We start from the raw sequence: 21,317 nt of genomic DNA on the forward strand, positions 1-21,317 counted from the left end.
GGTCAGCCGAGCAGGGAGCGTCCGATGATCTCCTTCATGATCTCGGTGGTCCCGCCGTAGATGGTCTGGATGCGGCCGTCGGTGAAGGCCCGCGCGACGCGGTACTCCGTCATGTAGCCGTAGCCGCCGTGCAGTTGCAGGCAGCGGTCGGCGACACGCTTCTGCAGTTCGGTGGCCCACCACTTGGCCATCGAGGCGTGTACGGCGTCGAGTTCCCCGTTCGAGTGGTCGACGATGCAGCGGTCGAGGAACGTCCGGGTGACGGCGCACTCGGTCGCCATCTCGGCTATCTCGAAGCGGATGTGCTGGAGCTTGGACAGCGGTCGCCCGAAGGCCTCGCGCTCCTTGACGTAGCGCGTGGTGATGTCCAGCAGGTGTTCGGCGGCGGCGATCCCGGCGACGGCGATGCCCATGCGCTCCTGGGCGAGGTTCGTCATGAGGTGCACGAAGGCTCCGTTGAGCTCGCCGAGCAGGTTCTCCTTGGGGACGCGGACGTCGTGGAAGAACAGTTCGGCCGTGTCCTGGGCCTTCTGTCCGATCTTGTCGAGGTTGCGGCCACGTTCGAAGCCTTCCATGCCGCGCTCGACCACCAGCAGAGACAGGCCGTGGGCACCGCCTTCGGGGGTCGTCCGGGCGACGACGATCACGAGGTCGGCCAGGATCCCGTTGGAGATGAAGGTCTTGGAGCCGTTGAGCAGCCAGTGGTCGCCCCGGTCCTCGGCGTGTGTCCTGATGCCCTGGAGGTCGGATCCGGCGCCGGGCTCGGTCATCGCGATCGCGGTGATCAGCGAGCCGTCGCAGAAGCCGGGCAGCCAGCGCCGGCGCTGCTCCTCGGTGCCCAGTCCGGTCAGGTACGGCCCGATGATGTCGTTGTGCAGGCCGAGGGCGAGACCGGCGGCTCCCGCGTGCGTGAACTCCTCGGCGAGTACGGCGCTGTAGCGGAAGTCGGCGTTGCCGCCGCCTCCGTACTCCTCCGGTACGGCGAGTCCGAGCAGCCCCTGTGTCCCGGCCGCCCGCCATGCCTCGCGCGAGACGATGCCGTCCTTCTCCCACTGGTCGTAGTACGGCGTCACCTCCTTGGCGAGGAAGGTGCGCACGGTCGCGCGGAACGCGTCGTGCTCGGTACCGAAGATCTGCCGCTTCATGCGTGTCCCCTCCTGGAGCCGGCTCTTGACGGTCCGGGCCGGCCGGCCCGGTACCGGACCCCGACCGGGATGACGTCGAGCATGTCGGCCCCGGCCCCCCGGAAGGCCTCGACACGCTCGCGTACGTGGCCTTCCGGCCCGCACGGCGAGATCGGCTCGCGGGTCGGGTGCGGGACGGTGGCCTGGGCCTCCTGCTTCCGGCCGACGGCCGCGGCGAGGGCCTGCCGGGCCTCGCGCGCGTGGCCGGTCGGGAAGGAGAGCCGCATCAGTCGCCGTCCTTCGTCCGCTCGGCCTCGGCCTCGGCCAGTTGGGGTACGCCCCAGTCGCGGGCCACGTCGGCCGCGCCCGCGCCGGGCAGGGCGGGGCCGGAGCGGACGGACGTGCGGGTCAGGGAGAAGCGGGGCGCGGGGGCGGGCTGGGTGATGCCCCCGTGGTCGGTGAAGGTGCCGCGGGCGGCGAGGTGGGGGTGCGCGGGGGCTTCGCCCAGCGACAGGACGGGGGCCACGCACGCGTCGGAGCCGTCGAAGACAGCGGTCCACTCCTGCCTGGTACGGGTCCTGAAGCGCGCGGCGGCCGTCGCGCGCAGCGCGCCCCAGCGGGCCACGTCCGTGCGGGCGCCCGCGTGCTCCTCGATGCCGAGCAGCCGCACGAACTCGTCGTAGAACCGCGCTTCGAGGGCGCCCACCGCCATGTACTTCCCGTCGGACGTCTCGTACGTCCCGTAGTACGGGCAGCCGCCGTCCAGGAGGTTGGCGCCGCGTCGGTCCTGCCAGCCGCCGGCGGCGACCATGCCGTGGATCATCGAGGAGAGGTGTGCGGTGCCGTCCACGATCGCGGCGTCCACGACCTGTCCGGCGCCGGTCGCGCGGGCGTGGTGGAGCGCGGCGAGGACACCGACGACGAGGTAGAGCGAGCCGCCCGCGTAGTCCCCGACGAGGTTCGCCGGGACCGCGGGGGGCTCGTCCGGCCTGCCGCTCATGCCGAGGACGCCGGTCGGGGCGATGTACGCGATGTCGTGCCCGGCGCGCTGGGCGAGCGGCCCCCGCTGACCCCAGCCGGTCATGCGTCCGTAGACGAGGCGGGGGTTGCGCGCGTGACAGACCCCGGGGCCCACGCCGAGGCGCTCGGCCACGCCGGGGCGGAAGCCCTCGACGAGGACGTCCGCCCGTTCGACCAGGTCGAGGACGCGGGTCGGGCCGTCCTCGGACTTCAGGTCGATCACGACGGAACGCTTGTTGCGGTTGGTGACGTCGTACCGCGGATCGATCCCGAGGCCCGGTCCGCCGGGCCGGTCCACGCGGACGACGTCCGCGCCGAGGTCGGCGAGGAGCATGGCGGCGAACGGGCCGGGACCGATGCCCGCCAACTCGACCACGCGCACCCCGGCCAGCGGACCGCTCGCCGTCGTCCCTGCCACTGCCATCAAGCCCCCGCACTGTGACACCACTGATGTGACATCAGAGATGTTAAGAACGTGTTCCACGCCGGGCAAGCCCTGGCGAGCAAGCGCTTAGTTAAATCCCCGGGAGGGGATCACGGAGAAGCCGTCCACACCCTGACGAAACACGCCGGACCGGGGCGTATCAGCGGGTTCCGCACTCCACGGCCTCGGCGTCGGGCCCCAGGAGGGATATCCGCGCCCGGCCGGTGCCGAGCGCACCGGGCACGAGGGCGTCCGGGGCGCTCGGCACCGGGGCGTCCGGGACGGCAATCGGCACGACGCGGGCGGAGTCGGCGGACCGGACGGCGCCCGGCAGCGGGCGGCCGGACTCACGCACGCTTGCGCACCGTCTCAGGGCGCTCCCCGGCACGGCCACGATCACCTCCGGCCTCTTCGCCCGACCTCGTCGTCCGGCTGTTCGTACCTCACGCTAGCCTCAGCCACCGACAACGGCGCTTCGCGCACGGCAGCGGGGGCACCGCCCGCTCGCGCGCGGTCGAGAGTGGGAGTGTCATGAGCAGGTCGAAAGAGACGGATCGCGCGTACGACATCGTGCTCTTCGGAGCCACGGGCTTCGTCGGGGCGCTCACCGCGGAGTACCTCGCCGCGCACGCGCCCGAGGGGCTGCGCTGGGCGATCGCGGGGCGCGACCCGAAGAAGCTGGAGCGGTTGCGCGACCGGCTGGCCGGCACCCCCGACGTCATCCGGGCGGACGTCTCCGATCCGGCGTCACTGCGTGAACTGGCCCGGGGCGCGCGCGTGGTGGCCACGACGGTCGGACCGTACATCGTGCACGGCGAGGAACTGGTCGCCGCCTGCGCCGACGCGGGCACCGACTATCTGGACCTCACCGGTGAACCCGAGTTCGTGGACCTGATGTACGTCCGGCACGACGCGCGGGCCCGGGAGACCGGGGCCCGGCTCGTGCACGCGTGCGGCTTCGACTCGGTCCCGCACGACCTGGGCGCGTACTTCACGGTGCGCCAACTGCCCGAGGGCGTACCGCTGAGGGTCGACGGGTTCGTGCGCACCCAGGCGATGTTCTCCGGCGGCACGTTCGCCTCCGCGCTCACCCAGTTCGCGCGCGGCCGCCAGATCCTGACCGCGGCCCGGGACCGCGGGCGGCACGAACCGCGGCTGATGGAACGGCGTGCGTCCGCGCCGGTGAGCGCGCCCCGGTACGCCAAGGAGGTCGGCGCCTGGGCCCTCCCGCTGCCCACCATCGACCCGCAGATCGTGCTGCGTTCGGCGCGGGCGCTGCGGCGGTACGGGCCCGACTTCCGCTACCGCCACTACGCGGCCGTCCAGCGGCTGCCGATCGCGGTGGGCGGGGTCGCCGCCGTCGGCGCGGTGTTCGCGGCCGCCCAGCTGCCGCCCGCGCGGCGGTGGCTGTCCGACCGGATCAAGCCGGGCGAGGGGCCGAGCGCCGCACGGCGGGCCAGGAGCTGGTTCTCCGTGCGGTTCGTGGGCGAGGGCGGTGGGCGACGGGTGTTCACCGAGGTCGCGGGCGGTGACCCCGGCTACGACGAGACCGCCAAGATGTTCGCCGAGTCCGCGCTGTCGCTCGCCTTCGACGACCTGCCCCGAACGGCCGGTCAGGTCACGACGGCGGTGGCCATGGGCGACGCGCTCATCGCACGGCTCCGCGCGGCGGGGATCACCTTCCGGGTCGCGGACTCCCGGGCCTACAGCGGCCACTCCAGCACCGTGTAGATCATTCCGCCCACCCAGCCGACCCCGGCGACCACGGAGAGGACCAGCGCGGCCGTCACGGCACGCTCGACGGGCTGTGCGGGGCCGGGTCCGTCCCGGCGGGCGGGGGGTTTGGGGGATCGGTGCGTCGTCATACGGCACAGCCTGCCGGTCAGCCGGGTGCCGGCACATCCGTACAAGTACTCAGACTGCGTACGCGGTCAACGGGCCGAGCCGGTCAAGGCGTTGCCTCCTGAAGGGCCCGCCGGCACAGGGAGTCCGCCCGCCGGGTGGTCTCCGGGAGGCGGTACTGCGGGGTGAGGGCCAGCGTGTGCGCGCACGCGTGGTCCAGGCTCACCCGGTGGCCGACGGAGACGAACACCGGTTTGACGCCGTCCCGGGTGCGCAGCGCCCGTCCCACCTCGTCCGCGCCGGCGAGCAGGGGGGACGCGCTGCCGCGCGGGGCACCGGGTTCCTGGTACGCGAAGGTGAACGGGTTCTTGGCGACCCCGATCGTGGGAAGCCCGGTGAGTACGCCGAGGTGGCTGGCGAGGCCGAACCGGCGCGGGTGGGCGAGCCCGTATCCGTCGCAGACGACGAGGCCCGGCGGGCACGGCAGGGTGTCGAGCGCGGCCAGCACCGTCGGGATCTCACGGAAGGCGAGCAGGCCGGGGACGTACGGGAAGGAGACCTGTCCGACGGCGGTGGCCTCGGCGACGACCCGCAAGGACGCCGCGTCGAGCACGACGGCGGCGGCCACGACGAGGTCCCGCTCGTCGTCGTAGGCCACGTCGACGCCCGTCACCGTGCCGGTGCCGGGCGGCGGTCCCGGCTCGTCGAGCACCACCCGCCCGCGCAGCTCGTCCTGCGCGGCGCGGGCCTGTTCCTCCGTCGCGGGCCAACCCGCGGGAACGCGTACGGTCTTCATGGTGCCGAAGAGCCTACGGGGGGCGGCCGGCGGGCCGACCGGCCGGGCCGCGCCCGCCTCCCTCCGGCCCGGTGCCGCCGCTCCTCGCCCGGCCTCGGCCTCGGCCTCGGGTCCGGGTCCGGGTCCGGGTCAGTGCTCCAGACGTGCGACCCGGCCCTTCTCACCGGCGGCCCAGCAGCCCAGGTCGGGAGTGCAGTCCACGGTGTCGTAGGAGCCGGTGTCCAGGGTCCGCCAGGTGCGCCCGCCGTCGGTCGTGAGGTCGGTGCCGGTCGGGCCGACCGCGAGGGCGGAGGCACGGCTGTGCGGGAGCCAGGCGACGCCGGAGCGGTAGGCGGGCGGCGGCCGGCCGGCCGGGGTCCAGGTGCGGCCGCCGTCGCCGCTGACGGCCGCCGCCCGCGGGGACGCCTGGTCGGCGCGGTAGTCGCCGCCGACCGCGAGGCCGTGGGCGCGGTCGCGGAAGGCGAGGGCGAAGACACCGCGTGCCGGATCGCCGGCCGGGACCGGCGTGTCGGCCGCCTTCCAGGTCAGTCCCCGGTCGGCGGAGTGCAGCACGCGCGCGTGCGCGCCTCCCCCGGTGGCCAGCCACACGTCTCGCGGCCCCGCGCTCACCAGGCACTGCCCGCTCGCCGCGAACCCCGCCTCGCCCTCCTGCGCGGCGGGCATGCCGTCACCGGGCAGCACCTTCCAGGAACGCCCGCCATCGTGCGTGGACAGGATGCGGAACCTGCCGTCCACCGGGTCGCTCATCGCCAGGCCGTGCCGCCGGTCGAAGAAGGTGAGGCAGTCGTAGAAGGCCTTCGGATCGGTGTTGCGGAAGGACTCGGTCCAGGTCGCGCCGCCGTCGTCAGTGCGGAAGACCCGGGACGCCTCGCCCTCGCCGATGGTCAGGGCCACGGCGCGCCGTGCGTCGAACGCCTCGATGTCGCGGAACTCCAGTGCCGCCGCGCCGGGCGGCGAGACGTCGTGCCAGTTCGCGCCACCGTCCGTGGTGCGCAGCACGGTGCCCTTCGATCCGGCCACCCAGGCGGTGTTCCGGCTGACGGCGGACAGTCCGCGGAACCGTACGTCCGTACCGCTGTCCTTGAGTTCCCAGTGGGCGGCCTTCCCGGTTCCGTGCGCCTGCGCGGGTGCCGCCGCCGTCAGCGCGGCGGCGCACGCGGCCGCGCACAGTCCCACGGTGACCGCCCGGCTCGTACGTCTCGTCTTCCCCAAGCCCCTCATGGCGGGCGAAGCTAGCCCACTCGCCCGGCTCCGTCCAGATGTCCTCGGCGGGAACCCTGGGGCGCCGATTGGTGTCCTCTCCGGTATCGCGGGCACGCGGGGGACTGGAAATGGATCATCACGTCCGCCGCGGGCGACCGCGTGGGAGGGCTCGGTGACAGATGTCACTCGGTTCCCAGGTGCACTGAACGGCTCGTTCTCTCGTCTCTTCAGATGCCTGGCCTCATCCGCCCGAAGTTCGTCCAGCCGTCACAAGGGAGCAAGGCGTTGTCCACCGTCATCGAGCAGCCCGTAGAGGCCCGTCTCGTCGCCGCCGCGCCGCGGATGCCGAGCATTCCCGCAACCCTTCACTACGACCGGAGCGACCCCTTCGCCGTCCGTATGACCTTCCCGGCGCCGGCCACGCTGGAGGGCGTCGAGGTGTGCTGGACGTTCGCGCGCGAACTGCTCGCCTCCGGCATGGAGGACGCCGTGGGGTACGGCGACGTCCGGGTGCGGCCGTACGGCTACGACCGCACCGTCCTGGAGTTCCACGCCCCCGAGGGCACCGCCGTGGTGCATGTGCGCTCGGGCGAGATGCGGCACTTCCTGCGGCGCACGACCGAGCTGGTGCCCGTCGGGAACGAACACCTCCAGGTCGACCTGGACCACGACCTGGCGGAACTCATGCGGGGTACCTGCTGAGCCGGTGCGCCGCCACGCGCGCGCGTGTCCGGAGCCGGGCCGCGCCCCGCACCACCACCCCGGTCAGCCGCCCGACGCCGCTCCCGCCGTCGAGGCCGCGGTGGCCGCCACGATCATCGCCGTACGCACTTCCTGGATGACCTTCTTCAGCGCCGGGGCCGCCGCTCCGCTGCGCTCGGTGAGCTCCTCGATGCGCTCCTTGTACAGCTTGCGGTCCTTGCCCGGTGCCAAGGTGCGCAGTTCGGCCGCGGCGGCGAGGGCGACGAGGGCCGCGTCGCGGTCGGAGACCTCCGTGACGGGCAGCGGCCCCCGCAGGACCGCCCGCGCCTCCTCCCGCAGCGCGTCCACCGCCGCCACCCGCTCCAGCCGGTAGTCGACGGAGGGGAAGAGCCCCAGCATCCGTTTCTTTCCCGCGCGCAGGTATCCCTCGGCGGTGAGCTGCGCGCGGACCGCGTCGAGCGTGACGCGCGCCCGGAGGGTCACCCAGGTCTTCCACTTCCGCGGCCGGGACTCCTCCACGAGTTCCAGCAGTCCGTCGAGCGCGAGGTCACCCGTGCGGACGTCTACGTCCACCGGCGTGGCGATGCCGTCCACGTCGGCGAGCAGTCCGCGCTGGGCCAGCTCCGTGAGCGCGCCGGCCCGGACCAGATGGCGGAGGTGGGTCTCGCCGGTGACCTTGAGCCGCGTGGTGTCCCAGGACAGCAGGTAGAGCCGGGCGGGCAGCGACAGCGGGCCGTTGGGCACGGGGGCTCCTTCGGGGGACGGGCCGTGGACGGGGTCGGCCACGTTAATGCGTTGACAGCCCTAGTACCCGTTCCTACGGTGTACAGCGGTTCTGTTGCCGTCGAACGGAGAAGGACGTTGCTCTACTGAGGTCGGAAGACACCGCTCCCCACGACCCGCCGTTTCCGGCCGGTCCGTGCGTGGCGTGCGACCTCGGTGCATGAGCCGCCCTTCTGTCACGGGACTCTCACCTCTCTCTGCGGTCCGCCGCCCCGCGGTGTCTCACACGCGTTGCCCTTGACCCCCTCAAGCGACCGCGAGGCCCCATGTCCGTATCCATCACCTGTACCTCACTCTCCTTCTCCTGGCCGGACGGCTCCACCGTCTTCGACGACCTGCGGATCGCCTTCGGTCCCGGCAGGACCGGGCTCGTCGGCGTCAACGGATCGGGAAAGACGACCCTGTTGAAGCTGATCGCGGGAGAACTCACCCCGGCCGACGGCACGGTGCGTGTCGCGGGCGAGGTCGGGTACCTCCCGCAGAACGTCACGCTCGACACCGGCCTCAGGGTCGACGAGGTGCTCGGTATCGCCGCCACCCGCGCCGCGCTGCACGCCATCGAGGCGGGCGACGCGGCCGCGGAACACTTCGAGACCGTCGGCGACGACTGGGACGTCGAGGAGCGCGCGCTCGCGACGCTCGGCGAGCTCGGTCTCGGCCGCGTCGGGCTGGACCGCACCATCGGCGAGGTGTCCGGCGGCGAGTCGGTGCTGCTCCGGCTGGCCGCGCTCCTGCTGCGCCGGCCCGACGTACTGCTGCTGGACGAACCCACCAACAACCTCGACCTGTACGCGCGACGGCGGCTGTACGCGGCCGTCGAGGCGTGGTCCGGGGTCATGGTCGTGGTCAGCCACGACCGTGAGCTGCTGGACCTGGTCGACCAGATCGCCGATCTGCGCTCCGGCGAGGTCACCTGGTTCGGTGGCAACTTCTCCGCGTACGAGGAGGCGCTCGCCGACGAGCAGGAGGCCGCGGAGCGCATGGTGCGCGTCGCCGAGGCCGATCTGCGCAAGCAGAAGCGCGAGCTGGTCGACGCGCAGGTCAAGCTGGCCCGCCGCAAGCGCTACGGCCAGAGGATGAACGACCAGAAGCGCGAGCCGAAGATCGTCATGGGGGCGCGCAAACGCGCCGCCCAGGAATCCGCGGGCAAGCACCGCATCATGCACGAGGAGCGGCTCGCCGAGGCGAAGGAACGGCTCGGCGGCGCGGTGGAGGCGGTCAGGGACGACGACGAGATCCGCGTCGACCTGCCGTACACGGCCGTGCCGCCCGGCCGTGCCGTCCTCACGCTGGAGAAGCTGGAGCTGAGGTACGGCGCGCGGGTGAAGGGCCTGTTCGATCTGCGCGGACCCGAGCGGATCGCGCTGATCGGGCGCAACGGCGCGGGCAAGACCACACTGCTGCGGACGATCGCCGGGCAACTGGCCCCGGTGTCCGGCGAGGCCCGGACCCACGTGCCGACACGTTTCCTGCCCCAGCGGCTCGATGTCCTCGACGACGAGCTGACGGTCGTCGAGAACGTGGCCCGTTTCGCGCCGGACGCCACCAACAACCGGATCCGGGCGCGGCTCGCCCGCTTCCTCTTCAAGGGGGCGCGGGCCGATCAGCGGGCGGCGACCCTCTCCGGCGGCGAGCGCTTCCGGGCGGCGCTGGCGGCGCTGATGCTGGCCGATCCCGCGCCGCAGCTCCTGATGCTCGACGAGCCGACGAACAACCTCGACATGGCGAGCGTCCGGCAGCTCATCACGGCCCTGGACTCGTACGAGGGCGCGCTGATCGTCGCCGGCCACGACGTGCCGTTCCTGGAGTCGATCGGAATCACACGCTGGCTGGTGCTGGAAGGAGGAGAACTGAAAGAAACCACTCCGGAAGCTGTCGGGTATCCCGCATAGCGGGGACCCCTGGGGCTGGCTAACGTCGGTCCGGACGCGGGGGCCGCCCGGCGTCGGTCCCGGGGTTCCCGGGGCCGGCCGGCGGTCTCCTGTCATCGGGCCGGGACCGCGTCGCGTCCGGCGGGGGCTGTTGCGCGCGCGAACGGCGCTGCATGATGTGCGCCGACGCACCCTGCCGATTCGGAGACCGCACGTGCCCAGCCAGAAAGCACTCATCCGCAGGCCCAGCCCCCGTCTCGCCGAGGGGCTCGTGACGCACATCGAGCGCGAGAAGGTGGACGTCGACCTGGCGGTGGAGCAGTGGGAAGCCTACGCGCAGGCCCTGCGCACGCACGGCTGGGACACCGTCGAGGTGGATCCGGCCGACGACTGCCCCGACTCGGTTTTCGTGGAGGACGCCGTCGTCGTCTTCCGCAACGTCGCGCTGATCGCCCGCCCCGGGGCCGAGTCCCGGCGCGGTGAGACCGCCGGGGTGGAGGAGGCCGTGGCCCGGCTGGGCTGCTCGGTGAACTGGATCTGGGAGCCCGGCACCCTGGACGGCGGCGACGTCCTGAAGGTCGGCGACACGGTGTACGTGGGCCTCGGCGGACGCACCAACGCGGCCGGGGTCCAGCAGTTGCGGGCGGCCCTCGAACCCCTCGGGGCGCGGGTGGTCCCCGTCCCCGTGAGCAAGGTGCTGCACCTGAAGTCGGCGGTCACGGCGCTGCCCGACGGGACGGTGATCGGCCATGAGCCGCTGGTGGACACGCCGTCGCTGTTCCCGCGCTTCCTGCCGGTGCCGGAGGAGTCCGGGGCCCATGTGGTGCTGCTAGGCGGCGAGAAGCTGCTGATGGCGGCGAGCGCCCCGAAGACCGCGGAGCTGCTCGCGGGGCTCGGCCACGAGCCGGTCGTCGTGGACATCGGCGAGTTCGAGAAGCTCGAGGGCTGCGTGACCTGTCTCTCGGTACGACTCCGGGAGTTGTACACCTGAACGAGTGAACGACTCACCCGTTCGGCTCCGGGGTGTGTGAGACGGGAGTGGCCGACGGGTCTTCGGGGCGAGCCCCGACGGACGCGATACCGCCTGGTAGACCCCGCTGATCAGGCACTCTTTACAGCGAACTTAACCTACGGTTTCGTAACCTACGGAGACGTAGCCTACGATGCCGTAGGTTTCGTCCCCGCCCAGTCGTACGTTCAGTCGTACGTTCAGTCAGTCGCTTCAACAGCTCGCTAGTAACACGCTCAGTAACTCACGCAGTAACTCGCTCAGTACTTTCACGTCCCCCTGGAGCACCCGTGACGATCACTTCTCCCCACCTCGGCAGCCCGTCCGCCGCCTGGACCGACGCTCGGCTGCTGTACGCGCTGGAGGAAGTGGTCGAAACCGAGCTCAACCGTCACCTCAAAGTGGCCAAGGACTGGATGCCCCACGAGTACGTGCCGTGGAGCGACGCGCGCAACTTCCCCGGCCTGTTCGAGGACGGCGAGGCATGGGGCAAGGAGCAGTCGAAGGTCACGGAGATCGGCCGGATCGCGCTGGTCGTCAACCTCCTCACCGAGGACAACCTGCCCAGCTACCACCACGAGATCGCCGCGCTCTTCGGCCGTGACGGCGCCTGGGGCACCTGGGTGCACCGCTGGACCGCCGAGGAGGGCCGGCACGGCATCGTGATGCGCGACTACCTGCTCGCCTCGCGCGCCGTCGACCCCGACAAGCTCGAGGCGTTCCGTATGGCGCACATGAACGAGGGCTTCGAGTCGGACAACCGTCACTCGATGCTGCACACGGTCGCGTACGTCGCCTTCCAGGAGCTCGCGACCCGCGTCTCGCACCGCAACACCGGTCACCAGTCGGGCGACCCGGTCTGCGACCGCATGCTGGCCCGCATCGCGACCGACGAGAACCTGCACATGGTCTTCTACCGGAACCTGCTCAAGGCCGCGTTCGAACTGGCCCCCGACCTGACCATGCGGTCCGTGCGCGACGTGATCGTCAACTTCCGGATGCCCGGACACGGCATGCCCGGCTTCGAGCGCGCCGCCGCGCAGATGGCCATCGGCGAGGTCTACAACATGCGCATCCACCACGACGACGTGCTGCAGCCGGTGCTGCGCCACCTGAAGGTCCTGGAGATGGACGGATTCGGTCCCGAGGGCCTGCAGGCCCAGGAGGAGCTCGGCTTCTTCATGGGCGGCCTGGACGCGGAGGCCTCGAAGTTCGACGAGAAGCTCGCGGCGCGCAAGGCACGGATGGCCGCACGCGCCGCCGGCTGACACCCACCGCACGTCGCACCACCGGGGCCCGGCGGCCCCGGACGGTCGACTCACCCCCACGCCGCCACCCGGGCCGGCGCCGCGTCCCGCACGTCGGCCACCGGGTGGCGGCGCGGTGCTGCCGGCCGCCCCGATGGTGACCGCGTGGAATCGGCGGGCTCCCGGCGTGCCGCCGGGGAGCTCGTTCCGCGCGCGGGCCGCGCCCGCCGACCGCCGCGCGGCGGACCGATTTTCCGGTGCGGGCCGGCACCCGGCTGCGGCATCATGCGGCCATGCATGACAACACCACGTCGGAACGGGCGGCCGGTTTCCTGCTGGGTCTGCTCGAGGCCGGGGAGGCCGAGCGGGTGCGGCGCCGGATCGGCCTGCGGCCCTCCCCGCCCGACGGGGAGTCGGGAGGGTCCGAGGCGGCCGCCGCCGCCCGGCGCTCGGTGTACTCCTGGTGGACGCGCACGCCCGTGCCGTCCTCCGTGCTGCTGTGGGTTCTGGAGGAGGACGATCCGGAACTCAACGCCCTGGTCTGGCGGCATCTCTCCGCGGACGACGCGATGCGCCGCGCGATCGTGCGCGGGATACCGCACGGCCCCGGCCGCGGGCAGACCGTACCGGTGGCCAAGTCACTGCGCCGAGAGCCGGAACCGCCGGTGCCCGAGCACTTCAGCCGGTTCGGGCTCGTCGGCGCGCTGCGGGCCTCGCGGTCCATGGGCCCCGCGCGGAAGGCCGCCTCCATGGTGGTGGGACCCCCCGGCTGGAAGGCGGTCGCGGAGGCCGACCTGGAGCGGGCGCTGCCCGGTTACGCGCGCTGGGCGCTGGCCGTGCGCCCGGACTGTCCGCCCGCGTTGCGCGAACGGTTCGGCTCGCACGCGAAGTTCACCCACCGGGTCCGGCAGTCGGGCGTCCTCGACGGCCCCGCGCCGTACGCGACGACGTGGAGCCCCGCCGACCGGGTCCTGCGCGTGCTGTCGCTGGGCCGGACGATGTTCCCGGCCCGCGTCCGGGAGGCCGAGGACGCACTGCGGCCGCTGGTGCGGGACCACCTGGGCGACCGCGAGGACGCCTGGGCCGTACTCGCCCAGCTCGTCGGCACGTACTACGGCACGGTTCCCGAACTGCTCGTGACCGCGGGGGCGGTCGCCTGAGCCGCGCGGCGGGGCGAGGGGGCGGGGCGGCTGGATTCGAACCAGCGTGATCTGGTTTTGGAGACCGGCTGCGCCTGCCTCTGCGCTACGGCCCCGCCCTTGGCATCGAGCGTAATGCCTTGGCCCGATGTCGGTGGGGCCTGGTACCAAGGAGGTGACGGGGGAGAACGGGCACGGCGTCGGACACGGGGGCGGGGACATGGCGTACGGGGAGCGGGGGCGGATTCCGGTCGTCGATCTGGCGGACCGCAGGGCGCTCGTCCGGTACCGGCCGGCCGGCCCGGAGGTTCTCGAGCGGGCGCGGCGGCTCAAGGAGGCCGCGCTGCTGGACTTCGGTCTGACGGATTCGGCGGTGGCGTCCTGGCTGTACGCGAAGTGCCACCACCAACTGGCCACGACCGCGGTGGACACGGCGGCCGTGGTGGCCTCGGGCGACGGCACCTGCCTGCTGCTCTACAACCCGGACTTCTTCGTACGACTCGGCCTGGACGGCGTGAAGTTCGTGCTGTTCCACGAGGCGCGGCATCTGTTGCAGCGGCACCTGTTCGCCGACCCGCAGCTGCGCGCGGACCCGGTCTTCGAGACGGCCACCGAGGTGTCGATCAACCACGTGGCGCTGGTGCGGCTGCGCCGGGATTCCCTGCCCCTGCTGGACGGGCGTCCCGCGGGCGTCGATCCGCGCGTGATCCACGCGGCGTACCGGCAGGACCTCCTCGCCCAGGGGCTGGAACCGGTCGGCTACGACGAGTTCACCGGGACGGACATGACGGTGTACGGCGAGCTGAAGCGGATGCGCCACCCCCCGGTGGCCGCCCGGCGGGTGTGCGTCCGTCTCACGACCGAGGTGCCCGCGGATCAGGAGACCGTCGACGAGGTCTCGTCCTCCGCACTGCTCAACGCCCTGCTCGCGGCCCGCCGTGGGCACACGGGCGCCGAGCGGGAGCTGCTCGACCTCATGGGCCGCACGGAGGACGCCTCGGAACGGACGGCGAGGATCTGGGGGCGGCTCGGTGCCGCGGCCCTGCGCGGCGAGAGCGTCCGCACCCGGACGGTCGACTGGTGGCAGCGCTGGCTGGTCGACGTACTCGGTTCGAAACTCCGCGACGGTGAGCGGCTGGTGTACCCCAAGAAACGGGGCGCGCTGCTCGCGGCGCTCGGCCAGGAACCGACGCTCTCGCGGCGCGGGCCGGTACGGGACAAGGTGCTCGTCATCGCGTACGACACCTCGGGCTCCATGCCGGACCGGGTGATCGACTGGCTCATCGGCCTCGTGGGGCGGATCGACGGGGTCGAGGCGCACTGGCTGTCCTTCGACGCCGAGGTGATGCCCTTCGAGCCGGGCGGCCGCGTCCTCGGCGGGGGCGGCACCGACTTCCGGGCCGTCGCCGACTACGTCGAGGGGCGCACGGAGGTGAACGGCCGCCGCTGCGAGGCGCGTCCGGACGCCGTGGTGATGCTCACCGACGGCTGGGCACCGCCGATCACCCCGGCCGAGCCCGACAAGTGGATCTGGCTGATCACCGAAGGCGGCAACGACTGGCCCGAGACCCACAGCCCGCCCATGGACTGCCACCGCGTGACCACCGGGTCGTACCGACCCCCCTCAGCACAGGATCAGGACCGATGACCACCGCAACCGACCCCGGCCGCACCGACCGCGGCGCATCCGCGCCCTCCCGTCTGGAGGCGTTCATCGACGCCCTGATCGCCATGGGGCAGACGGGCCAGATCTTCGGCGAGCACGGCATCGGCAAGACGGCCACGTTCTTCTCGCACGTGGCGCGCGCCCACCCCGACGCCACGCTGGTCTACGTGCCCGCGGCCAACCTCACCCCGGACGACCTGCTGGTCAACGCGCCGGTAAGGGACGCCCGCACCGGGGAACTCGTGCTGCGCCAGCTCGTGATGAGTCAGCTCAAGCCGGGCACGCCCTTCGTGCTGCTCATCGACGACTCGTTGCAGGCGGGCGACACGGTCCAGTCCCAGCTGATGCAGATCGCCTGCGACTGGACGCTCGGCGAGCACGATCTGCGCGCCCTCGGCTGCGTCGGCGTCTTCCTCACCGACAACGAGTCGCTGGCCGAGACCTCGGCGCGGCGCGGCGACCTCGCGCTCCTCGACCGCATGGTCACCCTGCGCGTCACGGCGAACGACACCTCGTGGCGCCGCCATCTGTCGGCCACGTACCGGGAATGGGACCTGACACCGGTCTTCGCGCTGTGGGCCTCCCTCTCCCCCGCGCTGCGCGAGCTGCTCTCACCGCGCACCCTCGACCACGTCCTGGCCAACGCCCGGGAGGGATTCCCGCTGCGCTGGGCCCTGCCCCTGGTGGGCGGGGAGCGGCTGCGCCTCGTCGAGCCCCGTCCCGACGGCCGCCCCGGACAGAACCGCACCGCGGAGATCCTGGACCGGATCGCCGGGGAGCTCGGCGTGTCCAATCCGTCGACGATCCCGGACCCGGTCCGCCAGGTCGTCAGGGCGGCCCTGCGCAACCGCTGGACCGTGCTGCTGCAGGGACCGCCCGGCTGCGGGAAGACGGAGCTCGTACGGGAGACGGTGCGCGAGGGCCTCGGCCGGGAGCCGCTGTACTTCTCGCTGCCGGTGACCAACGTCGAGGACCTGTGCGCCCCGGTCCCGTCGGCGGACGGCACCCTGGACAACCTGCTCGCGGCGAACTTCACGGGTCCCGAGCCGAAGGCGATCGTCTGGGACGAGTACAACCGGCCCAAGGACAAGGCCGCGTTCGCCAAGCTGATGGAGATCACCCAGGAGTGGTCGCTCGCGGGGCGCCGGATCGAGAACCTGCGCGCGCAGATCGCCGTCCAGAATCCGCCGTACCACCTGGGCCGCAAGCTCCTGGTCGCGCGGAACAACATCGCGCAGGCCAGCCGGTTCACGGCCTCCCTGACGGTCGAGCCGCAGGACATCCCGGCCAACGAGTGGCTGCTCGCGCGATACGGCGCGGACGCCGAGACCGTCCTGGACTGGTGGAAGAACGACATCGACGACGAGGGCCGTGCCTGGATCACCAAGCGCACCCTGGAGCGGCTCATCAAGCTGCACCGGCACGGGCTCGACCTGGAGATGGCGACGGTCTACCTCGGCGACGGCGAGTACGCGCCCGTGTCCCTGACGGCGCTCGTCGACCGGCTGCGCGGACGCCCGGTGACGGGGCTGCGCGAGCTCGCCCGCGAGGCGGACGCCTGGGAGGCCCGGCTGCGGCGCGCCGCCCAGGACTCCGACGAGGGCACCGACGACAGCGACGTCGTCCACCAGATCCTCGCCAACGCGGAGCTGTCCCAGCTGAAGAAGCACCGGGCGCTGGTGGCGCGGCTGGTCCGCCTGCTGCCGCCGAAGCTGCGGGCGACGTATCTGGTGGGCGCGTCGGCGCAGCAACAGCGCTTCTGGACGGAGACGTTCACGGCCATGCGGCGCTGACATCCGGGCGTCCTCGCCGCGCCGCCCGGTGCCCGCCATGCCGCGCGGCCGACGCCCCACCGGCACGGCACCAGCGGTGCACCTCGCCTCCGCCGTGCTCCGGCCGCGCTCCTCGCCCGGGAAGCACCGGCAGCGCTCCTCCCCTTCCCGGCGCATGCCGCGCTCCGCCACCCGGTGGTTCCAGGGCGTGTTGCGAAAGTCCCGTCGTTCCGCCCGGAGGGCGGGCCTCGCGGCGTCCGGTGCGTGCTCTCGGCGTGCCGGGCAAAAGCCCGCGTACGGGACGTACCCGGGTTTTCGCCCGGTGCGGCGAATGGGGGCACCTCCCACGCCCTCGAGGCAGTGCCGGAACGTGCCGGGCGTCGCGAGGCAGGCGGGACCTTCGCAACACGCCCTAGCCGCCCTCCTCCGCCCCGACGGGCGCCGTGCGGTGGACGCTGCGTACGGCGGCGACGTCCGGCGGGACGGCCGGGGCGGGGACGTGCGCGCTCAGCGCCGCCAGCCGTTGTTTCACGCTGGTGGCGATGCCGCCGCCCAGCACGAAGCGGGTCGCGGTGGTGGCACGCGGCGCGGTGTCGAGGAGGCGGTGGGCCTCACGGCTGCGCATGCCGGTGTGGGTGAGGACGAGGTGGGTGAGCCGGTGTTCGGCGCCCGCCAGCGTGTCCGCGATGGCGGTGGCCGCCGCGAGGTCGATGTGGTTGTCGGCCGCGCCGAGCACCGCGGCGGCGCGCACCCGGCCGAGGTCGAGCAGGGCCACCCCGGCCGCGGTCGCCGCCGTCACCAGCCGGGCGGCGGCCTCGGCCCCGATGCCGTCGCTGGCGACGGAGAGCCGCGTGAGACGTCCGTACGGCGCCCGCTCCAGCGCGCCGGCCAGCAGCAGCGCACCCGCGTCGCCCAACCGCGCCGCCGATACGTAGAGTTCGCCGACCGCTCCGCCGCCGATCAGCTCGGCCAGCGGTACGGCGCCCGCCGCGCCCAGCGGATTGCCGCCCACGAACAGCCGCTGGATACGGCGGCCGTTCCCCGCCGCGGTGAGGAGGGCGTCGGCGAGGACGATCGCGCCCGCCGCGTCGAGCCCGGTCTGCACGAGGTCCAGCGTGCGCAGCGACCGCGCGGCCTCGACGAGTTCGGCGGCCGCCCGCCCTCCCCCGCCGCCGAGCGGATTGCGCTTGAGCCATACGCCGGTGACGACCCCCGGCGAGGCCCGCAGGTTGTCGGCGATCCGGCAGGCCCCCGCGGCGGTGATCCCGTTGCAGCCGAGATACAGCGTCTCGACGTCCGCGCCGCCCGCCACCGCGGCGGCTCCCTCGTCGCCGAGCCCGTCGGTACCGAGCAGCAGATGCCGTACGGGGGAGGCCCCCTCGCGGAGCGCGTCGGCGATCAGCGCCGCGCCTCGCGGGCCGATCCCCTGCTTGCACAGGTCGAGGCGCCCGTCGGGCAGCGCCGTACCCGCCGTGAAGTCCAGCCGCTCCCCCGCCGGGCGGCCACCGCGCAACCAGTCGAGCAGCGGCTCCAGTTCGGCCGCGGGACGCGGCACGACGGACGGCACTCCCGCGAACTCCCGCACGGGCTCCGGCTCCGGGCGCGGTCCCGGCGCCGCACCCGGCGCACCGGCCCCGCTCACCACTCCGCCTCCCGGTAGTCCTTGAGGAACACCCCGGACACCGGCGCGCCCGCCTCGCCCCGCACGATGGGGTCGTACACCCTGGCCGCCCCGTCCACCACGTCCAGCGGGGTGCGGAATCCGGCGCCCGCCATCCGTTCCTTCTTCGGAGCGGGGTTCTCGTCGGTGATCCAGCCGGTGTCGACCGCGCACATGTGCACGCCCTGGTCGGCCAGTTCGGCCGCACTGGTCCGGGTGAGCATGTTCAGGGCGGCCTTGGCCATGTTGGTGTGCGGGTGGCCCGCCGTCTTGTTGCGCACCGCGAAACGTCCCTCCACGGCCGTCACGTTGACGACGTAGCGACGGGGACGGGGCGAGGCGAGCAGCAGGGGCAGCAGCCGGTCGCAGAGCAGTGCCGGGGCGAGCGCGTTGACCAACTGGGTCTCCAGGACCTCGGCCGGGTCGAGGGCGCCCAACCGCGCCGACCAGGAGTTCTCCGGAGAGGGGTCGGGCAGCAGTCCCGCCTCGTCGGCCTCACGCAGGGCCGCGGGCAGCGCCGCACGGCCGCTGCCCAGCGCGCGCATCGGTGTGAACCCCGGCGCCTGCCGGGCGCCTTCGGGAAGTCCGGCGCGCTCCCCGGCGGCCAGCAGGGCATACGACTCGACGGGCCGCCGCACCGTCTGCGCGGCGTTGTTCACCAGGATGTCGAGCGGCTCGCCCTCCTGCCGCAACTGCTCGCACAGCCCCAGCACCTGGCGCGGATCGCGCAGGTCCACCGCCAGCACCGTCAGCCGGTCCAGCCATTTCGCGCTGCCCGGTTCGGCGCGGAAGCGGCGCGCCGTGTCGTGCGGGAAGCGGCTGGTGACCAGGAGCTCGGCGCCGTCGCGCAGCATCATCAGGGCCAGCTGGAAACCGATCTTGACCCGGCCTCCGGTGAGCAGGGCGCGCCGCCCGCCGAGGTCGGTGGCGAGGGCGCGCCGGGCGGTGTTGTCGGCCGCGCAGTCCGGGCACAGCCGGTGGTAGAAGGCATCGACCTGTCGATAAGGCGTCTTGCAGACGTAGCAGGTGCGGGACTTCACGAAGACGCCCCCCGCGGTGGCGCCGTCTGCGGAGTGCGTGAGCGGCGCGTCCTCCCGCCGGTCGAGTGCGCCCGTCGCGGTCGCGGCCATCACCGCCGCGTCGGTGGCGGACGCCTCGGCGCCGCGCGCCTTGCGTCTGCGCAGCCGCCCGTCGCGCGCGAAGGACGCGGCGACCTGTTCCGCCCGCAGCCGCACCGGGTCGTCGACGGGCAGGTCGCGCAGCCTGCCGACCGTACGGTGGAATGCCGCCAGCTCGTCCTGCGTGATCCCGCCGTCCTCATCCATGTGTCCCGCCCCGCGTGCGCGCTTATGTGGCCCCGGCCGGATTCGAACCGGCGTATCCGCCTTGAGAGGGCGGCGAGTCTGCCTCTGCTCTACAGGGCCCCGTTCCCCCGGCCCGGCGGACCGGACGCAGCCCGGACGACCGGATTCGAACCGGCGTGTCCGCCTTGCCAAGGCGGCGAGTCTGCCTCTGCTCCACGCCCGGGTGCGCCAGCGGATCCTAACCGCACTCCGGCCGCACCGGCGCATCGATTTCGGGGCCGTCGTACCGCATGACGGCGCACCGGCCGCGAGAGGCTCGTCGAAGGGTGGTGGAGGGTGGCGGAGGGGGCGTCCGGAGTACGGGTGGAGGTACGTCGGAACCGTACGCGCGAGGGCGCCCGGTCAGTGTCGGTCCGCGCGCCGGAGGCTGAGCCGTTCCTTCTCGGAGAGGCCACCCCAGACGCCGAAACGCTCGTCGTTGTTCAGTGCGTATTCGAGGCAGGCCGGGCGCATCTCGCACATGCCGCAGATGCGCTTCGCCTCACGCACCGAGCTGCCCGGCTCGGGAAAGAAGAACTCTGCCCCGGTCTGCGCGCACAGCGCCTGCTCCTGCCAGTCGGAGTCGGCCGGGATGATGGTGTCGGTGTGCATGCCGCAGAGCCTGCCCCCGATCGAAAAACGTTCGATCAACGCCGGATCAACGCCACGTTCCGAGCGTTCCGGCGGCCTCGATGATGCTCCCACCGACGGCACGGGAGCACGGCGGCGCGCGGGCGCCGTGAAAACAATGCAAACATCTCCGGTCACCCGTGGTGACCGGCGCGGTCGCTCGCATCACGGCCCGCGCCGGACCCGCGTCCCGGCGGCGATTGTCAGTGGGCGGTGCAAGACTCGGCGGAGCAGACAACGGGACCCTTCAAAGGAGGGCACTCATGCTCACCACCCGCTTTGTTTCCGGCGCTCCGAACTGGCTCGATATCGGCACGCCCGACATCGAGGGCGCCACCTCCTTCTACGGAGGCCTCTTCGACTGGCGATTCCAGTCGGCGGGGCCCGACGCCGGCGGTTACGGCTTCTTCCAGCTGGCCGGGAAGACCGTCGCGGGCGGCATGCAGACCACCGCCGAACAGGGTCCGCCCTCCTGGACGGTGTACTTCCAGACCCCCGACGCGGAGGCCACCACCAAGGCCGCCGAACAGGCCGGGGGCAGTGCGGTCTTCCTGCCCATGGATGTCATGGGCGAGGGCCACATGGCGATTCTGGCCGACCGGGCGGGCGTGCCCTTCGGCCTCTGGCAGCCGGCCCGGACCAAGGGCGTCGACGTGACGGGCGACCCCGGCTCGCTGTGCTGGGTCGAGCTCTACACCCCGGACGTGGCCGCGGCCGCCGCGTTCTACAACTCCGTGTTCGGCTGGGAGACCTCGGCCGCCCCGTTCCCCGGCGGCACGTACACCTGTATCAATCCCGCCGGGGCCGAGGAGACGGACATGTTCGGCGGTGTCGTCCCGCTGGCCGACGACCCGACCGAGGCCGCGTCCGGTGCGTACTGGCTGCCGTACTTCGAGGTGACCGACACGGACGCGACCGTCGCCAGGGCACAGGAGCTGGGCGGCACGGTCCGTATGCCCGCCACGGATCTGGAGGGCGTCGGCCGCATGGCCAAGCTCGCCGACCCGTACGGGGCGCGTTTCGCGGTGATCAAGAGCGCCTCGCGGCCGAGCTGAGCCCCGCCGCGGCGACGCCGGGAGCGGACGG

General features: G+C 72.8%; 20 protein-coding genes and 3 tRNA genes. 9 read left to right on the forward strand and 14 right to left on the reverse strand.

The window, feature by feature from the left end; translation table 11 throughout:
* Nucleotides 1–2: 2 nt before the first annotated feature.
* The 4 genes from ACFVTC_RS12015 to ACFVTC_RS12030 form a co-directional block, all read right to left on the reverse strand.
* Nucleotides 3–1,145 carry an acyl-CoA dehydrogenase family protein gene (locus ACFVTC_RS12015; protein WP_168531145.1) on the reverse strand — a complete coding sequence of 381 codons (1,143 nt, stop codon included), beginning with the start codon at nt 1,143–1,145 and terminating at the stop codon, nt 3–5.
* Nucleotides 1,142–1,411, reverse strand: coding sequence for a hypothetical protein (locus ACFVTC_RS12020; protein WP_390126457.1), 270 nt, complete (start codon nt 1,409–1,411; stop codon nt 1,142–1,144). The genes ACFVTC_RS12015 and ACFVTC_RS12020 overlap by 4 nt, the downstream gene beginning before the upstream one ends.
* Nucleotides 1,411–2,568: a CaiB/BaiF CoA transferase family protein gene (locus tag ACFVTC_RS12025; RefSeq protein WP_390126458.1), complete on the reverse strand. Its 1,158-nt coding sequence runs from the start codon at nt 2,566–2,568 to the stop codon at nt 1,411–1,413. The genes ACFVTC_RS12020 and ACFVTC_RS12025 overlap by 1 nt, the downstream gene beginning before the upstream one ends.
* A gap of 160 nt (nt 2,569–2,728) precedes the next feature.
* Nucleotides 2,729–2,923: a hypothetical protein gene (locus tag ACFVTC_RS12030; RefSeq protein WP_390126459.1), complete on the reverse strand. Its 195-nt coding sequence runs from the start codon at nt 2,921–2,923 to the stop codon at nt 2,729–2,731.
* 176 nt (nt 2,924–3,099) lie between these two features.
* On the opposite strand from ACFVTC_RS12030, the gene ACFVTC_RS12035 reads away from it, so the two are divergent.
* Nucleotides 3,100–4,299, forward strand: a complete 1,200-nt coding sequence (locus ACFVTC_RS12035) for a saccharopine dehydrogenase family protein (protein WP_390126460.1) — start codon at nt 3,100–3,102, stop codon at nt 4,297–4,299.
* On the opposite strand, the gene mmpA is transcribed toward ACFVTC_RS12035, so the two are convergent.
* From mmpA to ACFVTC_RS12050, 3 genes are all read right to left on the reverse strand, one after another.
* Entirely contained in the window at nt 4,272–4,433 is a 162-nt protein-coding gene (gene mmpA / locus ACFVTC_RS12040; protein ID WP_390126461.1) for a morphogenic membrane protein MmpA, read from the reverse strand. The two genes, ACFVTC_RS12035 and mmpA, sit on opposite strands and share 28 nt — an antisense overlap.
* Before the next feature lie 83 nt (nt 4,434–4,516).
* Nucleotides 4,517–5,206, reverse strand: coding sequence for an endonuclease V (locus ACFVTC_RS12045; protein ID WP_390126462.1), 690 nt, complete (start codon nt 5,204–5,206; stop codon nt 4,517–4,519).
* A 129-nt stretch (nt 5,207–5,335) separates the two neighbouring features.
* Nucleotides 5,336–6,427 carry a WD40/YVTN/BNR-like repeat-containing protein gene (locus tag ACFVTC_RS12050; RefSeq protein WP_390126463.1) on the reverse strand — a complete coding sequence of 364 codons (1,092 nt, stop codon included), beginning with the start codon at nt 6,425–6,427 and terminating at the stop codon, nt 5,336–5,338.
* A 267-nt stretch (nt 6,428–6,694) separates the two neighbouring features.
* On the opposite strand from ACFVTC_RS12050, the gene ACFVTC_RS12055 reads away from it, so the two are divergent.
* Complete coding sequence (locus tag ACFVTC_RS12055; RefSeq protein WP_390126516.1) at nt 6,695–7,111, forward strand: SsgA family sporulation/cell division regulator; 417 nt, start codon at nt 6,695–6,697, stop codon at nt 7,109–7,111.
* A 63-nt stretch (nt 7,112–7,174) separates the two neighbouring features.
* On the opposite strand, the gene ACFVTC_RS12060 is transcribed toward ACFVTC_RS12055, so the two are convergent.
* Entirely contained in the window at nt 7,175–7,855 is a 681-nt protein-coding gene (locus ACFVTC_RS12060; RefSeq protein ID WP_390126464.1) for a GPP34 family phosphoprotein, read from the reverse strand.
* Nucleotides 7,856–8,160: 305 nt separating this feature from the next.
* Here ACFVTC_RS12060 and ACFVTC_RS12065 point away from each other — a divergent pair, with 305 nt between their 5' ends.
* The 4 genes from ACFVTC_RS12065 to ACFVTC_RS12080 all read left to right on the forward strand — a co-directional run bounded on the left by ACFVTC_RS12065 (nt 8,161) and on the right by ACFVTC_RS12080 (nt 13,181).
* Nucleotides 8,161–9,786, forward strand: coding sequence for an ABC-F family ATP-binding cassette domain-containing protein (locus ACFVTC_RS12065; protein ID WP_390126465.1), 1,626 nt, complete (start codon nt 8,161–8,163; stop codon nt 9,784–9,786).
* Nucleotides 9,787–9,979: 193 nt separating this feature from the next.
* A complete protein-coding gene (gene ddaH / locus ACFVTC_RS12070) occupies nt 9,980–10,756 on the forward strand; it encodes a dimethylargininase (protein WP_390126466.1) in 777 nt (258 codons plus the stop codon).
* A 308-nt stretch (nt 10,757–11,064) separates the two neighbouring features.
* Nucleotides 11,065–12,042, forward strand: a complete 978-nt coding sequence (locus ACFVTC_RS12075) for an acyl-ACP desaturase (protein ID WP_390126467.1) — start codon at nt 11,065–11,067, stop codon at nt 12,040–12,042.
* A 272-nt stretch (nt 12,043–12,314) separates the two neighbouring features.
* Nucleotides 12,315–13,181, forward strand: coding sequence for a hypothetical protein (locus tag ACFVTC_RS12080; RefSeq protein ID WP_390126468.1), 867 nt, complete (start codon nt 12,315–12,317; stop codon nt 13,179–13,181).
* 20 nt (nt 13,182–13,201) lie between these two features.
* Here the strand turns inward: ACFVTC_RS12080 and ACFVTC_RS12085 are convergent.
* Nucleotides 13,202–13,278, reverse strand: a tRNA-Trp gene (locus tag ACFVTC_RS12085).
* A 102-nt stretch (nt 13,279–13,380) separates the two neighbouring features.
* Here ACFVTC_RS12085 and ACFVTC_RS12090 point away from each other — a divergent pair.
* Entirely contained in the window at nt 13,381–14,808 is a 1,428-nt protein-coding gene (locus tag ACFVTC_RS12090; protein WP_390126517.1) for a hypothetical protein, read from the forward strand.
* Nucleotides 14,805–16,619: an AAA family ATPase gene (locus tag ACFVTC_RS12095; RefSeq protein ID WP_390126469.1), complete on the forward strand. Its 1,815-nt coding sequence runs from the start codon at nt 14,805–14,807 to the stop codon at nt 16,617–16,619. The genes ACFVTC_RS12090 and ACFVTC_RS12095 overlap by 4 nt, the downstream gene beginning before the upstream one ends.
* 391 nt (nt 16,620–17,010) lie before the next feature.
* Here ACFVTC_RS12095 and ACFVTC_RS12100 read toward each other — a convergent pair whose 3' ends face one another.
* The 5 genes from ACFVTC_RS12100 to ACFVTC_RS12120 form a co-directional block, all read right to left on the reverse strand.
* The gene (locus ACFVTC_RS12100; RefSeq protein ID WP_390126470.1) at nt 17,011–18,183 is read right to left on the reverse strand and encodes a ribonuclease inhibitor; all 1,173 of its coding nucleotides are present in this window, start codon (nt 18,181–18,183) and stop codon (nt 17,011–17,013) included.
* A 53-nt stretch (nt 18,184–18,236) separates the two neighbouring features.
* Nucleotides 18,237–19,583, reverse strand: coding sequence for an SDR family NAD(P)-dependent oxidoreductase (locus tag ACFVTC_RS12105; protein WP_390126471.1), 1,347 nt, complete (start codon nt 19,581–19,583; stop codon nt 18,237–18,239).
* Between the two features lie 27 nt (nt 19,584–19,610).
* Nucleotides 19,611–19,682, reverse strand: a tRNA-Glu gene (locus ACFVTC_RS12110).
* Between the two features lie 31 nt (nt 19,683–19,713).
* Nucleotides 19,714–19,785 (reverse strand) — tRNA-Ala (locus ACFVTC_RS12115).
* Nucleotides 19,786–19,964: 179 nt separating this feature from the next.
* The gene (locus ACFVTC_RS12120; protein WP_168531122.1) at nt 19,965–20,213 is read right to left on the reverse strand and encodes a WhiB family transcriptional regulator; all 249 of its coding nucleotides are present in this window, start codon (nt 20,211–20,213) and stop codon (nt 19,965–19,967) included.
* Nucleotides 20,214–20,494: 281 nt separating this feature from the next.
* On the opposite strand from ACFVTC_RS12120, the gene ACFVTC_RS12125 reads away from it, so the two are divergent.
* Nucleotides 20,495–21,286 (forward strand): VOC family protein, encoded by a 792-nt coding sequence (locus ACFVTC_RS12125; protein ID WP_390126472.1) that lies wholly within the window; start codon nt 20,495–20,497, stop codon nt 21,284–21,286.
* Nucleotides 21,287–21,317: the final 31 nt, after the last annotated feature.

It is taken from the genome of Streptomyces sp. NPDC057950 (genome assembly GCF_042887295.1).
In the GTDB taxonomy this organism is placed as follows: domain Bacteria; phylum Actinomycetota; class Actinomycetes; order Streptomycetales; family Streptomycetaceae; genus Streptomyces; species Streptomyces kaempferi.